We start from the raw sequence: 14335 nt of genomic DNA on the forward strand, positions 1-14335 counted from the left end.
GGCGCCGACGGGTAGGCAGGAAGCCAGCAAACGGAGAGGAACCACCATGAGCGATCCCGGCATCAGCCCCGTCGACGACCTCGACGCCCAGCAGCGACGCGATGACGACATCGACCGCGAGCACGTCGGCCCGTACGAGGTGGACGAGTCCGAGGAGTCCCTGGAGACCGTGACGAACGACGCGGTCGCCGGCGAGACCGTCGAGCCGCAGCCCGGCGACGGCTCCGACGACGGCCCCACCGGCGGCGCCCCGCGCGAGGGCTCCCCCGACCTGTGGGAGCACGACGGCGACGAGGACCGTCCGGACCTCGGCAACGACCTCGGTACGAAGCCGCTCTGACGCGGCACCCCAGGAGCACGGCTCGGTACGATCGAGTCGTGCTCCGTCGCGTCCGGGAAGGTCTGCACCGCTGGCCTGCGGTCGCACGGCTCGTCGCGATCGCGGCGCTCCTACTCGTCGCCGCCGCCGCGCACCTCGCCGCCCGGTCGGAACCGGCGGGCCGGTGGCTGCCCCTGCTCGTGGTCGCGGTCGTCGGAGCGCTCGTCGCCGGGGCACCGCGACACCGCTGGCCGCTGCCGGCGATCTGGCTCGTCGCCACCGTGCTCGCCGTGACCCGCGGCTCCGCCGTGGACCCCGGCGCGACCGCCGCCGCCCTCGGCGTCGGCGCGGTCGCGCTCGTCGCGGCCCTCACCGCGGACGTCGTGCCGGTCCTGCGCACCCGCCACCGACGGGGCGAGCGGTGACCCCACGACGGACGGACGGCAGCGCGTCGGACACACGCCGCGCCTCCCGTCTCGGGCACGGCCGCGTCCAGGACCCGGACCTGCGGCGATGCATCGCCGACAGCACGCCCGTGGCCGCGGGCGGCCGCGCCATCCTGCTGCAGATCGCCGACCCCGTCGTCGCCGCCGGCGTCCGACGGCACTCCGACTTCGCACGGCGGCCGCAGCAGCGGCTCGTGCACACGCTGATGTTCGTCTACGCCGTCGTCATCGGGACGGCGTCCGACTCAGCGACCGCGGTCGGCTTCGTCGACCGCGCCCACCGGCCGGTCGCCGGCGCGGACGACGTCGACCGGCAGCTCTGGGTCGCGGCGACCCTGTTCGACTCGGCCCGACGGGCGCACGACCTGTTCGGCACCCCGTTCTCGGATGCCCGAGCGGAGCAGGTCCTCGCCGCCTACGCGCCGCTCGCCACCGCGCTCCGGGTGCCCGACGACCGCTGGCCGACCTCGGTGGCGGCGTTCGACCGCTACTGGCAGGGCGCGCTCGACGGGCTCCGGGTCACCGACGACGCCCGCGGCGTGGTGCGGGACCTGCTGCACCCGCGGTTCGCCCCGCGCTGGGTGCGTGCCGCGATGCCGCTCGTGCGGATCGTCACCGTCGGCATGCTGCCGGAGCGGATCCGCGCCGCGTACGGCTTCGCGTGGGGGCCGCGGGAGCAGCGCCGGTTCGACCGCACGGTCCGCCTCGTCGCGACCGTGCGCGCCGTCGTCCCCCGGCCCCTGCTGCGGCTGCCCGCCGCGCTGCTGCTCCGTGGGCTGCGTCGGACGACCCGTCGACACGCCGCGGTACGGTAGCGGGCATGTCGGTCGACCACTTCGCCATCACGGTCCCCCGGTCCTGGTTCGAGCTGCCGGTGGACCCGGAACGGCGCGACGACCGGATCTCGGCCCTCGTGCAGGAACGCATCGAGGACCACCGCGAGCTCTGGGACCACCGCACCGAGATCGTCCGGGTGCTCCGCCGGTTCGCGCGGTCCGCCTGGGACAGCGGTGCCCGGTACTGCGCCGCGTTCGCCGAGCCGAGCGAGGACGGCATCGTCTCCGGCGCCCTCACGGTCACGGTCCTGCCCGCTCCCGAGGCCGGTGGCGACCCGCTCGGGGCGCTCACCGACCACGTCGCAGCCCTCGGCGGCGACGAGGACGGCATGCACGTCGACGTGCACGAGGTCCCGCGGGTGGGCCGGGTCCCGCGCGTCTGGGGCGTCTCCACCGTGCAGGCCCCGGACGGGCGGGGCTCGTTCGACGTCGTGCTCATGCAGACGTTCGTGCCGGCCGGCGAGCAGGTCGCGCTGGTGAGCGTTTCCTCGCCCGCGACCGACCTGGCCGAACCGCTCTTCGAACTGTTCGAGACCGTCACCGACACCTTCGAGCTCCTCGACTCGGCGGCCGTCGGCCCCGGGGACGACTGATGCGCCTCTGGCCGTTCCGGCGGCGGCGGAAGCCCGTCGAGCCCGTGGTCGAACGGGTCACCGCGGACGACCTCGCGCGGATGGCGCAGCAGGGCGAGCTGGCCCGGGCCGTGGTCACACCGCCACCGGCGCCGCGTGCCTCGGCCGACCGCGTCCGCTCCACCGTCGCGCAGCTGCCCGGGCGCCCGCTCGGCGGCTCCGGTGTCGCGACCCAGGCCGCCCCCGCGCGGCAGCGGGCAGCCGCCGTGCTCGTGCTCGACGACGAGCAGCGCGTGACCGTCTCGGGCGGCGGGCTCGTCGGCCGCGACCCGGCGAGCGCCCACCCCGACGGCGGGTACGCGCACGTCATCGCACTCGAGGACCCCGAACGCCTGCTCAGCCGCACGCACCTGGAGTTCGGCTTCGGTGCCGAGGGGTCGTTCTGGGTGCTCGACGCGGCCTCGGCGAACGGGGTCGAACTCCACCGCCCGGGCCACCAGGCGGCGACGCTCGTGCCGTCGCAGCGCACGACCGTGCAGCCCGGCGACACCGTCGTGTTCGGGGGCCACACCCTGCGTGCGGAGCCCGCCGTCGGCCTGGTCGACGAGGGGCCGCTCGGCTGACGTGCGGTCCCGAGGCGGTGGGGCAGTTCCGCGCGTAGGAGGACGTTCCGCGCGTGGTGGGCCGTTTCGCGCGTGGTCAGCAGGTTCTTCCGGCTTCCGACGCGCGGATCACCTTCCCATCTCGTGCGCGATGGGACAGAACGAATCCGGGCGGGCACCAGCGACCTGGAGTGCAGCAGCGAAGGTCCGGACAGCGGGCCGACGGAAGAGCCGGTCAGACGCGAACCTGAACAGCTCAGACGATCTCCCGCGCCTCACCGGGGTCGCACGATGAGAGACATCCGGCGATTGACGGTCGACGAACGTCTGGTCGACATCCGGCAGATCCCGACGGACCGCTTCGTGTACCCGGATCGCTTCACCGACGTCGTGGTCGAGGTGGACCTGCCTGCCATCCGACCTTGGTCGTGGCTCTGCGAGTACGAGGGCGACTCGTCGTTCTGGGCGGCCACGGTCGCGGAACAGTACCCAGGCCGTTCTCTCGTACCGTTCGCGAAGCACCAGGACACCGACGACGTGTTCTGCTTCGAGGGCACCGACCACACCGGCGACCCACCCGTGCTCGTCATCCACGCGTTCGCCTCGCCGGGAACGGAGTACCGGGGCCAGTGGACGTCGTTCGACGTCTGGTGGGAGGAGATGGAGGAGCACCGAGCAGCCTGGCTCGCCGAGCAAGAGCACGAGCACGAGCACGAGGACGAGGACGAGGACCCACGATGACCCGACGGGACACCACGATCAGCAAGGCGATGTCGCACGCCCTCCGTCACGAGCCCGGCGCCTACGGCCTCGACCTCGCACCGGACGGCAGCGTGCCGGTGGCCGCGCTGGTCGCCGGTCTGCAGGGCGCCGGTGTCGACGTCACCGTGGACGACGTCCGACGGGTCGTCGCGGAGTCCGACAAGCAACGCTTCGTCATCGACGACGACCGCATCCGCGCGCAGTACGGGCACTCGACCGACGAGCGCATCCTGAAGCGCAGCGTCGAACCCGCTGCCGAGCTCTGGCACGCGACGTCGCCCGAGGCCGCCGCACACATCCTCGAGCAGGGGCTCCTGCCGATGGGCCGGCAGTACGCGCACCTGACGACCGACCGTGACCTCGCGCTCCAGGCCGGGCGGCGCAAGGCCCCGCACCCGGTCCTGCTCCGCATCGACGCCGCGCGGGCGGCTGCCGACGGTGTCGAGTTCGCCGAGGGCCACGACCGGGTCACGCTGGCGCTGTGCGTCCCGCCGCAGTACGTCGAGCGCGCCGGACCCTAGTCGAGCGGCACCTGCACGAGCCGCAGCGCCTGGTCGGCGTCGTTGAGCAGCGCCCGCCCGGCGACGCGGTCCTGCGTGACCAGGCTCTTCGAGAGCTTCGTGCCGATCAGGTCGCCGTCGACGGTGCTGAGCGGCGCGAGCAGCATGCCCCGCCGGGCCTTCTTCGCCTCGACCTGCCACCCGCGGAACCCGCTCGCGACGCCCTCGACGTCGCCGCCGAGCACGAGGCCCACCGAGCGGCCGCGGTCGGACTCCAGGATCGCGCGGAACACGGGTTCCGCCGCGGTCTCCTTGAGCACCTCGGCGTCGTCGACGAGCACGAGCGTGAAGCGACCGGCGCCGGCGTCGACCGCGGCGGTCAGCCCCTCTGCGCCGATGCCGGCGTCGGTGACCACCGTCGCACCGGGCGTGCCGTCCAGGGTGCGGAGCGCCGAGTCGCGGGGCGTGACCGCGACGACGCACCCGCCCGCGCCGAGCACGTGCCGTGCCATCGCGAGGAGCGCGGTGCTCTTGCCCGAGCGCGGGCTGCCGCCGACGATGAACACGGGGGTGTCCTGCAGGAAGTCGTGCGTGAACAGCCGGAGCTCGTCGCCGCCGACACCGAGGGCGACCCGGCCCGGTACCGCGTCGGACGCCGGCAGGTGGCGGAGCGCGTCGTTGAGGGTGACGGAGCGGGGCAGCACGTCGATCCGGAACGGCTTCGGCGCGTCGTCCGGCACGTGGGTGCGGACCTCGTCGCCGATGCCGCGGAGCGCTGCGGCCTGGTCGCGGCCGCCGAGTCCGCCGGGCAGCACCGCGACCTGGGTCTCCGTCGCGGTGCCGTTGCGGAAGCCGCGGCCGGGCGGGATCGACTCGGGCAGCTTCTTGCCGTTGATGCCCTCGTAGTTGTAGTCGCCGCGGTCGGCGAGGGCGAGCAGCAGCTTCCGTTCGACCTGGCTCGACATCCGGCCGGAGGTCAGGGTCCGGTCGCCGGAGACGACGAGGTGCACGCCGACGCCGACGCCCTCGCGCAGGAGCGTCTGGACGGCGTCGTGCAGCGCGCCGTTCTCGGCGTCGGCCAGGGTCGCCATGAAGCTCTCCCACTGGTCCAGCAGGACGACGATGTGCGGCAGCGGCGTCGTGCCGGGGTCGGAGCGCTGCTCGGCGATCGACGAGTACCCGCCGCTCGCGAACGCCGCCTGCCGGTCCTGCACGGTGCGCAGCAGGATGCCGAGCAGGCGCGAGACCCGGTCCGGTTCGTGTCGCTGCACGACGGCGCCGCAGTGCGGCAGGCCGGCGAGGGCGAGCAGCGCGCCGTTGCCGCAGTCGATGCCGTACAGGTGCACGTCCCCCACCCCGAGCCGCAGCGCCATCGCGCCGGCCAGTGTCCGCAGGGCCTGGCTGCGTCCGGAGCGTGGGGACCCGATGACGAACAGGTGGCCGTCCACGTCGAGGTCGAACACCGTCTGCCGCTGCTGCTGCTCGGACGGGTGGTCCTCGACGCCCCACGCCACGGCGAGTTCCGGCAGGTCGCCGTCGCCGGCCGCTTCGACGTCGTCGAGCCCGACGACCGTGCCGAGCGGCGGCAGCCACGGCTGCCGCTGCGCGGGCGTGCCGAGCGCGCGGGTCGCGTCGCCGATGGACCCGACCAGGACGCTCAGGTCGGTGACCTCCACGTCGCTGGCCGCCGCCTCGACGGCGGCAGGTCGCGGGGCCGGGTCGCTGTACGAGGCGAAGGTGAGCTCGCGGACCAGCGCGGGCCGGGCCTCCTGGTCGTCCGTGCCGGGCCGTCGCCCGCCCACGCGACCGGACTGGAAGGGCAGCAGCGAGGCGGCGCCGAGCCGCACGTAGGCGCGACCCGGTGTGGTCTTGGCGATCCGCGCGGCGTCGTTCGCACCGATCACGTCCTGGCTCTCGGACTGGTCGGTGACCCGCAGCGCGATCCGCAGGTTCGTGTTCGCCCGGATCTCGGGCGAGACGACCCCGCCGGGACGCTGGGTGGCGAGGATCAGGTGGATGCCGAGCGAGCGTCCGCGCTGCGCGATGTTCACGAGCCCCTTGACGAAGTCGGGCAGCTCGCGAGCGAGCGAGGCGAACTCGTCGATGACGATGAGCAGCCGCGGCATGCTCGCGATGGTCTCGCCACCGGCGGCGGCGCGCTTGGCCTGCAGGTCCTGGTAGTCCTCGAGGTCCTTCGCGCCGACCGCGGCGAGCGCGTGCTCGCGGGTGCGCAGCTCGGCGCCGAGCGACTCGAGCGCGCGCTCGACCTGGTGGGTGTCGAGGTCGGTGACCATGCCGACGGTGTGCGGCAGGAGCACGCAGTCCTTGAACGCCGCGCCGCCCTTGTAGTCGACGAGCACGAAGTTCATCTCGTCGGGCCGGTTCGCGACGGCGAGCGAGGCGACGATCGTCTGCAGCAGCTCGGACTTGCCGGAACCGGTCGTGCCGGCGACCAGGCCGTGCGGCCCGTCGTTGCGCAGGTCGATCGCGAACGGGCCGTCGATCGACGCGCCGACGACGGCGGTCGTGCTGCGTCCGCCGAGCAACCAGCGGGCCTGCACCGCCTCGGAGGTCGGCGGCTCGAGCTGCAGCACGTCGAGCAGGCGCGCCGACGACGGGATCGCGCCGTCCTCGGCGTCCGGGCTGGCGTCGACGACGGGCGACAGCGATCGGGCCACCCACTCGAGCCAGTCCTGGTCGACGAGGTCCGGACGGGCGTCGTCGATCCGCTCGGTCCGCTGCTGGGTGACGCGCACCCGGTCGTCGCGGACGACGACCACGGCGTCGCACTCCTCGGGCAGCAGCCGCTCGTCCAGGTCGAGGCAGATGCTGAACACCCCGACCGCCGGCCCCTCCTTGAGGACCTGCACGAGCGACGGCATCGCCCGCAGGCGGCGCGCGCCGTCCATCACGACGACGATCTCGTCGGCCGGCGGCGTCTTCTTCCCGATGCCCGCCTCCTTGCGCGCGTCGATGACCGCGGCGAGCTCCGCGATGGCGCGGGCCGTCGTCGCGGCGCTCGAGGCGATGCTCGTCATCGGCTGGTCGGCTCCGTCGCGACGGACGTGCGGCAGCCAGGACATCCACTCCCACAGCGAGGTGCGGGTCGTGTCGGTGAGCAGCGTGAAGCGCACGTCCTTCGGGCTCTGCAGCGTCGCGAGCTGCGCGACGACCCAGTTGGCGAGTCGACGAGCGTCGTCGTCCGGCCCGGCGATGCCGATCACGCCGCGTTCGGCGAGCCGGATGCGCACCGGCACGTCGGTGGCGTCCCAGGCGACGGTCCGCTTGTGGGAGAGCTGCTCCGGGTCCTCGATGGTCACCTCGGAGCGCTGCGTCGCGGTGCCGACGCGGACGAGCAGGTGGTCGGGGTCGGTCCGCCGTCGCTCCCACAGGCGTGGCAGCGGCGTGACCGCGGTCTCGTAGACGGCGGCGGGGTCGGGCGCGCTCGCGATCCAGCGTGCGCGTTCGGATTGGAGGCTCTCGGTCGCGTCCGCCTCGATCCTCGCCTTGGTCTCCTCGTACTCCACGACCCGCTGGCGGTACGTCTTCTTGCCCTGGCGGCGGCCCTGGAGGCCCGTGATGATCATGAGGATCGGCGACAGCAGGGCGACGAGCAGGTAGATCCACCGCCCCGTGGTCGACACGAACATCACGGCCATGCCCATCGGCGCGAGCGCCATGAGGACGGGCAGCGCCCGCGCCGGCGGCTCGGTGGGCGGTGCCGGCAGCTGGTAACGCGTGTGCTCGTCCGGCGGCAGGATGCGCGGCGGCCGGTTGTACTCCAGGGCCATGCCGTCGTCGGCCAGGGACAGGTGCGCGCCGCGGTCCGGGGCGCGCCCGAAGCCGAGCAGCACCCCGCCGACGGCGAGCTGCGCGGTCTCCGGCCAGTCGGTCGACCCGGTGACGGGTTCGCCGTCCAGCACGGCCCCGGCGAAGCCGTTCGCCGGGCGCACCGTCGCCCCGTCCGCCGTGACCGTGACGAGCAGGGCGACGTCCGGCACCGTCGGCGTGCCGGAGGCCTCGGCCTCGACCGCTTCGGTGGCGCTGACCGGGATCCGCACGTGGGCGCCCGGCGCCGTCCCGACGACCACGGTGCCGGTCCCCACCCGGACGATCCGGCCGGCGTGCAGACCGGACACGATGCGGATCTCGGCGTCGCCGAGCGGACGCAGCGGCGGGGGCGGCACCTGCTCGAGGCTGCGGCTGACGACCACCCCGGCCCGCACCCCCGACCCGGCCACCGTCGCCGACAGGTCGAGCGGCCGTTCCCCCACGAAGTACGCCGGCGTCCGACCCGAGGCGACGACGTCCGTGGCGATGAGCCGCTCGGCCTCGGCCAGGACCTCGCGCACCGCTCGTGTCTCGTCCCCGTCCACGTAGACGTTGGCCGTCTGGCCGCTCTCCCGGTCGACCATCGTGAAGGTGAAGGTCATGGCAGGTTCCCCCGTAGCGTTGACTACACGTAGGAGCACGATGGTAGTGTCTGCCGCACACGCCCCGTTGGGGGGACAGAACGAAACTCCGGGGAAAGGGAGTCACACCGTGGCGAACATCAACGTCTCGTACGCAGACCTCGAGGCCGCGGCCTCCGACCTCAAGGCCGGCCAGGCCGACATCGAGGACCGTCTCTCCGCACTGCAGCGGAAGATCCAGCAGCTCGTCTCCGACGGCTACGTCACCGACAAGTCGTCGGTCGCGTTCGGCGAGTCCTACGACGAGTTCAACCGTGGCGTGAGCCAGACCGTCCAGGGCCTCGACGGTCTGTCGACCTTCCTCTCCAAGGCCTCGCAGACCCTGTCCGAGACGGACGAGTCGCTGGCTTCCGGCCTCAAGGGCTGACACCGTCGTCGACCCCGTGTCCCGCGATCGCGCGGGGCACGGGGTCGTCGCGGTTCCACTGGGGGGCGGTCCGGGACCGGCCCCACGGTTCGTGATCGGGGAGGGACAGTTCCGTGGCAGACAAGCTGCTGGTCGACCTGATGGGGCTCGGGGAGCTCCAGAGCGACCTGACGACCGTGCACAGCACGCTCGAGCAGGCGCACAAGCGCGTCGACGCGTCCGACGACGAGATCGGGTCCGGCACCGTGCAGAAGGCGCTGCACGACTTCGACCACCGCTGGGGTGACAAGCGGCAGAAGATCAGCGACTCGGCGAAGGCCCTGGCGGACATGCTCGACTCGTCGATCGAGACGTACACCGAGACCGACGAGCAGCTCGCGCAGGCACTCCAGGTCAACGACGACAACGGTGGCGGCGGCCCCGCCGCCTCGAGGGCGCAGTAGTCGTGGCGCGACCGTCGGGGTGGGACGTCGTCGACCAGGGGGACGACCCGGTCAAGGGGGATCCGTCGTCGGTTCGGATGATGGCGCGGGAGTACCAGCGCATCTCCGACGCCGCCGATGACGCCTCGACCCGGTTGAACTCTGTGCAGGGGTCCGGGTGGCTCACCGACTGGCAGGGTGAGGCGGCGGACGTGTTCGTCGACGCGATCGAGGACACCCCGTCGGACCTGACCAAGCTCGTCGCCTCCTACGAAGCAGCAGCGACCGCGTTGTCGGGGTGGGCCGACGTCGTCGACGACACCCAGTACCGGGCTGACGGTGCGTTGGCGGACGCGAAGGACGCCTCCGGCGACCTCGCCGCAGCGCAGACCCGCCTCGCGGACGCGCAGTCGACCCTGTCGCACTACCAGTCGGCGTCGAAGGACCTGTCGAAGGTCGCTGAGAAGTACCCGGCGGGCTCCGACGTCCCCGACGGGGTGGACGTGCCGTCGCCGGCGCAGTTGCGGGCGGCGTCCGACAACGCCTCCGTCGCGCAGGGGTCCGTGTCGAGTGCGCAGGGCGACATCGCTGCGGCGCAGTCCCGGATCGATGCGGCGAAGCGGCTCGTCGCCGACGCGAAGGGCGACTGGGAGGACGGCGAACGGCGCACCGCGACGAAGATCGGCGAAGCCGCCGACGCGGGCCTCGGCAAGCAGTCGACGTGGGACAAGATCTTCGGGTCCGAGGCGTGGGAGACCATCGTCTCCATCGCGAAGGTCGTCGTCGCCGTGGGCGGCATCATCGTCATGATCATCGGCGGGCCACTCGCCTGGATCGTGCTCGGCGCAGCCCTGCTCGTGCTCGCCGACACCCTGTACAAGATGTCGAAGGGCACCGCCGACGGGTGGGACCTCGCCTTCGCCCTGCTCGACTGCATCCCAGGGATGAAGGGCATCACCACCGCCGGTCGACTCCTGTCGGCCGCCGGCGACGCACGCAAGGCGTTCTCGCTCGCCCGTTCGACCGGTTCCCTCGGCTCGCTGGCCGCGCGGACGTTCAGCGGTGCCGGCCGGTACGGCGTGATGGCCCTCAAGGAGCTCCCGCTCGCGGTGCAGCAGTTCGCGTCGAACCCCGCTCGCCGGATCGAGCGCATGGCACTGCAGGTGCGCTACCTGACACCGGCGAACATGCTGCACAGCACCGTCGACGCAGCGAAGGGATTTGCGAGCGGTTACACGGCCGGTGGCCGAGGTACGGGCATCACCGGCAGGCTCCTCGAGGGGATCCAGAAGTCCGACTCGGCGTTCACACGAACGGTGAACTCCGGCTACAACGCCCACGTGTCGGAGATCGCCCGTACCGATCCAGCGCGAGCGAGTCAACTGTGGCAGGGCGGCGACGGGTACTACGGCGTCGACGACATGACGAACGTCGTAGCCGGCTCGAAGGGTGTCGACGGGTTCGCCTCCACTCCGAACTTCGACGGGTTCGGTGCGTCCTACGCGGTACCGGACCGCCCCGTGGTCGACTCCGCGACCTTCCACGAATCGGCGCAGGTCGGCGCGAGCACCGGCTACGCGACCCCGTACCGTGAGTTCGTCTCGGAGACCCACATCAGCCCGGATGCGACCTACGCGATCGGCCACGCAGGAGCCAATCCGCAGTTCGGCGGCGGGGGTGGTACGCAGATGTTCCGCGCGGACATGACCGGGCACAACCCCGCTCCGTTCCCGGCACACGGCGGATCTGCGCACGCTTGGTCTCCCATGGACAGTTCAGTACGGACGGTCGGAGAATCGGTCGCGATGCGCAATCTCCTCCATGCCCCGTGGCGCGCCACCGCGTACACCGCCCCGTTGGCCTCGAGTGAGTGAGCCGATCAGTCCCGCGGACCTGCCGACCTTCATCAGGGTCGGTCCCGTGGCCGACAGACGGTTCGCCGACGACGGACGCCTCGTCATCGAGCGAGACGGCGTCGAGGACGGGAGTTGGAACGGCACCGCCATGGCGCAGTACGTCGCGCCCGCGGCCGCGCTCGCCCTGATGCTCGACGTCCTCGACCCCGAGGTCGACGAACGGGTCGGAGCTGAGCACCGTTTCCTCCTCAACTCGCGCGAGGACGAGCGCGGTGACATGCGCGGCGGCCGCTCCCCGATCTCCCGGTGGGCGTACGGCACCCTCGTCGACTACCCGATCGACATGCAGCTCCTCGCGGCACGCGCGCGTCTCGTCCACACCCGTCGATCGGACCACCCCGCCTTCGACGACGTGTACTTCCGTCACCCGACCACGGGACGGTTCGTCGAACAGCTCGGACCCGGAGCATCGTGGTACCGGAATGGCAGGCGCGACTACTTCGACCAAGTGCTCTCGTTCGCCAGCGATCCCCGAGCAGATCGGCTCGTCAAGAAGTACCGCCGGCTCTGGGAACGAGCAGAAACGCACTGGTCACGTCGGGCGACCGACGAGCAGCGACGGCGAGAAGGCCCGTGGACCTGAGCGACGCGGTCGAGCTCTCGGTCTGGCGACGGGCGGTCGACCTCGACCTGTGGATGCTCGCGACCGAGGACGGCATGCCGGCGGTCATCGCCCCCGGTGACGAGTCCTCCCCCGCCGTCACGCTCGCATTCCTCGCCCATGACCAGGCTCGAGCAGCCGCCCCGGACGACGCGGTACTCCTGCACACGACGCTGTGGTCAGCGCTCCGTGCGACTCCGATCGACGTGGCCGTCCTGCTCCAGCCCGGTCAGGCCGACGAGCAGGTCCTGCTCCCCGACGACATCGACCGGATCATCGGTGGCCCGCGAGACCGCGCGCCGACGCTCTCTCCCCGCGACCTGGCGATCACGTCGGTGATCCCCGCAGCAATCGTGGACGAGACCGTGATCCCCGAGCCGGACGGTCAACCCGTCGGCGTGCTCCTCGACCAGTCCGACCGCTCCGCTGACCGACTGACCCTGGCTGCAGGGCCGTCGATGCCGTTCGGACTCGACGCCTGGACAGCAGCGGCACTCGTCCGGGCAGCGAGTCCGTTCCCGAGGGGGTTCGACATCGTCGTCGGCGCCCCGGATCCGGAGCAGCACCCGGCGGTGACCGCCTTCCGCGCGCAGTACGACGGTGCACAGATCAGCACGGTCGGTGTCATCGTCGAGCGGGTGTCCGAGCGGATCGTCGTCCTCGTCGACTCCGAAGACGCCGATGAACTCGAACGCGTCCGGGTCCTGGTCGCATCGCTCGTCCCGATGCCCGTCTTCGCGGTCGCACGCAGGTCCGCGCCGGAGCAGGCGTGGGTGCTCGGGCAACCCGACAGCACTCTGTCGTGACGGTGACCAGGCTCGCACCTGCACGCCGGGCGACGATCACGGCCGTCCCGGTTCCCGACGCGCTCCACCTCGCAGTCGACGGTGCGGGTCGACCGGCAACCGAACCGTACGACCGCGGGGTCGGCGTCGAGTTCGCGTACTCGATCGCCGAGGACCGTCCGGCGACGAGGGGAGTCACGACACGAGAGGTGACGCGGCAGTCCCTGCTCGAGGACGAGCGGGGCGGCCGCTTCATCGTGCAGGTCGACGTCGCCGAGGGACACGGGGACGGCGTCCCGATCACGGCGCAACAGCCACGTCGTCCAGGTCTGGTCCCGCTCGCACCGTCCGGCGTCCGCGCCCTCGAGCTGTCCGCCGCCGACGGGATCTGGGGAGACATCGTCAGCAAACTGGCTCGACCGCACTCAGCGTGGAGGCTCTTCGAAGCTTCCACGGGCGGTTCGAGCTGCTCCGTCGTCATCGACACGGACCCGGACGGTTGGCGGACGCGAGCGGTCGAGGCCCTCGGTCGGCGCCCGCACCCGGAAATCGCCGTCGTTGACTCACCCGATGCCGTCGCTCGTCGTTGGCGCAGGGCCGCCCGCCACCTGCTGGGATCGACACCCGGATGACCGAGTGGGCACGCACGGCGCACCGCGGGAGCGAGACGACCCCGGTCACGCTCACGGTGGACGTCGAACGGTCCGGCACAGGCGGACGGTCCCGCTGCTCCGTGACGGTCGTCATCGACGGTGTCGAGCACGTCGCTGTCGAGCACGATGCCTTCGAGGCGCTGTGCAGGGTACGCCTGGAGCTCGAGCACGAGGGTTGGCTGCTCGGCGTCGAGGGCGCGCGGATCGACGTCTGGCCGAGCGGCGCGGCGCGCGACCAGGGCGGGGGCCTCCGCGCCTACCGACTCCGACAGGGACGCTCCCCTGGGCCGGCGGACCTGGTCGACGTGTTCGCTCCGACTGCCGAGCGCCTCGCCACGGTCGCCGAGCAGCGGGCTGCTGCGGGAGCCGCGCTGCGCACTCCCCGCGCTGCCGCACCGTACGACGACGTCGACGAGGTGGTCTCGGTCACCGGACCGTGCGAGCAACTCGTCGTCGATCGGAGCCTGCGAGGCCGCCTCCGCGCAGCGCTGTCCGGCGGCCGACGCCACGGCGACGAGCGATGGCAGATCGTGCGATCGCTGGCCGGGGACGCGCTGCAGCCGGGCGAGTGGGACGAGGCCGAGGCACTGTCCGACGGCCCCGACGACGTGCGGCTCGTCACGACGATCGGTGCGGACGAGGACGGTGTGCGGTGGTCCGACCTCGTCGACATCGGGGTCGACGGCTCCGGCACGGTGCGGGTCCGACGCTTCCGTCGCCGGTACGTCGGTCGGACCCGTGCGCACGTGGAGGTGCTCCTCGACACCCGCGCACAGGGGCAGCCACCGACGGAGTTCCGACCGACCGACCTGGCAGCGCTCTCCGCGCAACGACAGGTCGACGCGTTGCATCGGTACGTCGACGGCCTCGCCCTGGTGCCGGCACCAGCGGTCGACGCCATGTTCTGGCTCGACCGCGGCCGCGTCCCGACCGGGCGCGACGACGACCAGGGGGCGAACACGACCTTCTCCGGTCTCGCGGACCAGGCGATGTACACGGTGCTCGTGAGCGGTGCCGGGCACGTCCGGATCACCAGGGAGACGGAATTCTTGTCACACTGACAAATACCGTGGTACGGTCGG

At 72.3% G+C, this 14335-nt stretch carries 14 protein-coding genes; 13 read left to right on the top strand and 1 reads right to left on the bottom strand.

The window, feature by feature from the left end:
* Nucleotides 1-46 precede the first annotated feature (46 nt).
* The 7 genes from BIU97_RS08520 (at nucleotide 47) to BIU97_RS08550 (ending at nucleotide 4058) form a co-directional block, all read left to right on the top strand.
* Nucleotides 47-340 (top strand): hypothetical protein, encoded by a 294-nt coding sequence (locus tag BIU97_RS08520; protein WP_071253965.1) that lies wholly within the window; start codon nucleotides 47-49, stop codon nucleotides 338-340.
* 38 nt (nucleotides 341-378) lie between these two features.
* Complete coding sequence (locus BIU97_RS17665) at nucleotides 379-744, top strand: hypothetical protein (RefSeq protein ID WP_071297460.1); 366 nt, start codon at nucleotides 379-381, stop codon at nucleotides 742-744.
* Nucleotides 741-1580 (top strand): oxygenase MpaB family protein, encoded by an 840-nt coding sequence (locus tag BIU97_RS17285; protein WP_139195973.1) that lies wholly within the window; start codon nucleotides 741-743, stop codon nucleotides 1578-1580. The genes BIU97_RS17665 and BIU97_RS17285 overlap by 4 nt, the downstream gene beginning before the upstream one ends.
* Before the next feature lie 5 nt (nucleotides 1581-1585).
* On the top strand, nucleotides 1586-2194 hold the full coding sequence (locus BIU97_RS08535) for a hypothetical protein (RefSeq protein ID WP_071297461.1): 609 nt from the start codon (nucleotides 1586-1588) through the stop codon (nucleotides 2192-2194).
* Nucleotides 2194-2796: an FHA domain-containing protein gene (locus BIU97_RS08540; RefSeq protein WP_071297462.1), complete on the top strand. Its 603-nt coding sequence runs from the start codon at nucleotides 2194-2196 to the stop codon at nucleotides 2794-2796. Before BIU97_RS08535 ends, BIU97_RS08540 begins: the two co-directional genes overlap by 1 nt.
* Nucleotides 2797-3066: 270 nt before the next feature.
* Nucleotides 3067-3516, top strand: coding sequence for an SMI1/KNR4 family protein (locus BIU97_RS08545; RefSeq protein WP_139195974.1), 450 nt, complete (start codon nucleotides 3067-3069; stop codon nucleotides 3514-3516).
* Nucleotides 3513-4058 carry an RNA 2'-phosphotransferase gene (locus BIU97_RS08550; protein ID WP_071297463.1) on the top strand — a complete coding sequence of 182 codons (546 nt, stop codon included), beginning with the start codon at nucleotides 3513-3515 and terminating at the stop codon, nucleotides 4056-4058. The genes BIU97_RS08545 and BIU97_RS08550 overlap by 4 nt, the downstream gene beginning before the upstream one ends.
* Here BIU97_RS08550 and BIU97_RS08555 read toward each other — a convergent pair.
* Nucleotides 4055-8470: an FtsK/SpoIIIE domain-containing protein gene (locus tag BIU97_RS08555; RefSeq protein WP_071297464.1), complete on the bottom strand. Its 4416-nt coding sequence runs from the start codon at nucleotides 8468-8470 to the stop codon at nucleotides 4055-4057. The genes BIU97_RS08550 and BIU97_RS08555 overlap by 4 nt on opposite strands.
* Before the next feature lie 109 nt (nucleotides 8471-8579).
* Between BIU97_RS08555 and BIU97_RS08560 the strand changes: the two genes are divergently transcribed.
* From BIU97_RS08560 to BIU97_RS08590, 6 genes are all read left to right on the top strand, one after another.
* Nucleotides 8580-8876 (top strand): WXG100 family type VII secretion target, encoded by a 297-nt coding sequence (locus BIU97_RS08560; protein WP_071253951.1) that lies wholly within the window; start codon nucleotides 8580-8582, stop codon nucleotides 8874-8876.
* 113 nt (nucleotides 8877-8989) lie between these two features.
* Nucleotides 8990-9319, top strand: coding sequence for a DUF6507 family protein (locus BIU97_RS08565; RefSeq protein ID WP_071253949.1), 330 nt, complete (start codon nucleotides 8990-8992; stop codon nucleotides 9317-9319).
* A 2-nt stretch (nucleotides 9320-9321) separates the two neighbouring features.
* Nucleotides 9322-11172: a WXG100 family type VII secretion target gene (locus BIU97_RS08570; RefSeq protein ID WP_071297465.1), complete on the top strand. Its 1851-nt coding sequence runs from the start codon at nucleotides 9322-9324 to the stop codon at nucleotides 11170-11172.
* Nucleotides 11173-11218: 46 nt separating this feature from the next.
* A complete protein-coding gene (locus BIU97_RS08575; protein ID WP_071260177.1) occupies nucleotides 11219-11797 on the top strand; it encodes a hypothetical protein in 579 nt (192 codons plus the stop codon).
* Nucleotides 11788-12621 carry a hypothetical protein gene (locus BIU97_RS08580; protein WP_071297467.1) on the top strand — a complete coding sequence of 278 codons (834 nt, stop codon included), beginning with the start codon at nucleotides 11788-11790 and terminating at the stop codon, nucleotides 12619-12621. Before BIU97_RS08575 ends, BIU97_RS08580 begins: the two co-directional genes overlap by 10 nt.
* 607 nt (nucleotides 12622-13228) lie before the next feature.
* A complete protein-coding gene (locus BIU97_RS08590; protein WP_071297469.1) occupies nucleotides 13229-14314 on the top strand; it encodes a hypothetical protein in 1086 nt (361 codons plus the stop codon).
* Nucleotides 14315-14335 lie beyond the last annotated feature (21 nt).

This window comes from Curtobacterium sp. MCBA15_009, assembly GCF_001864895.1.
GTDB lineage: Bacteria > Actinomycetota > Actinomycetes > Actinomycetales > Microbacteriaceae > Curtobacterium.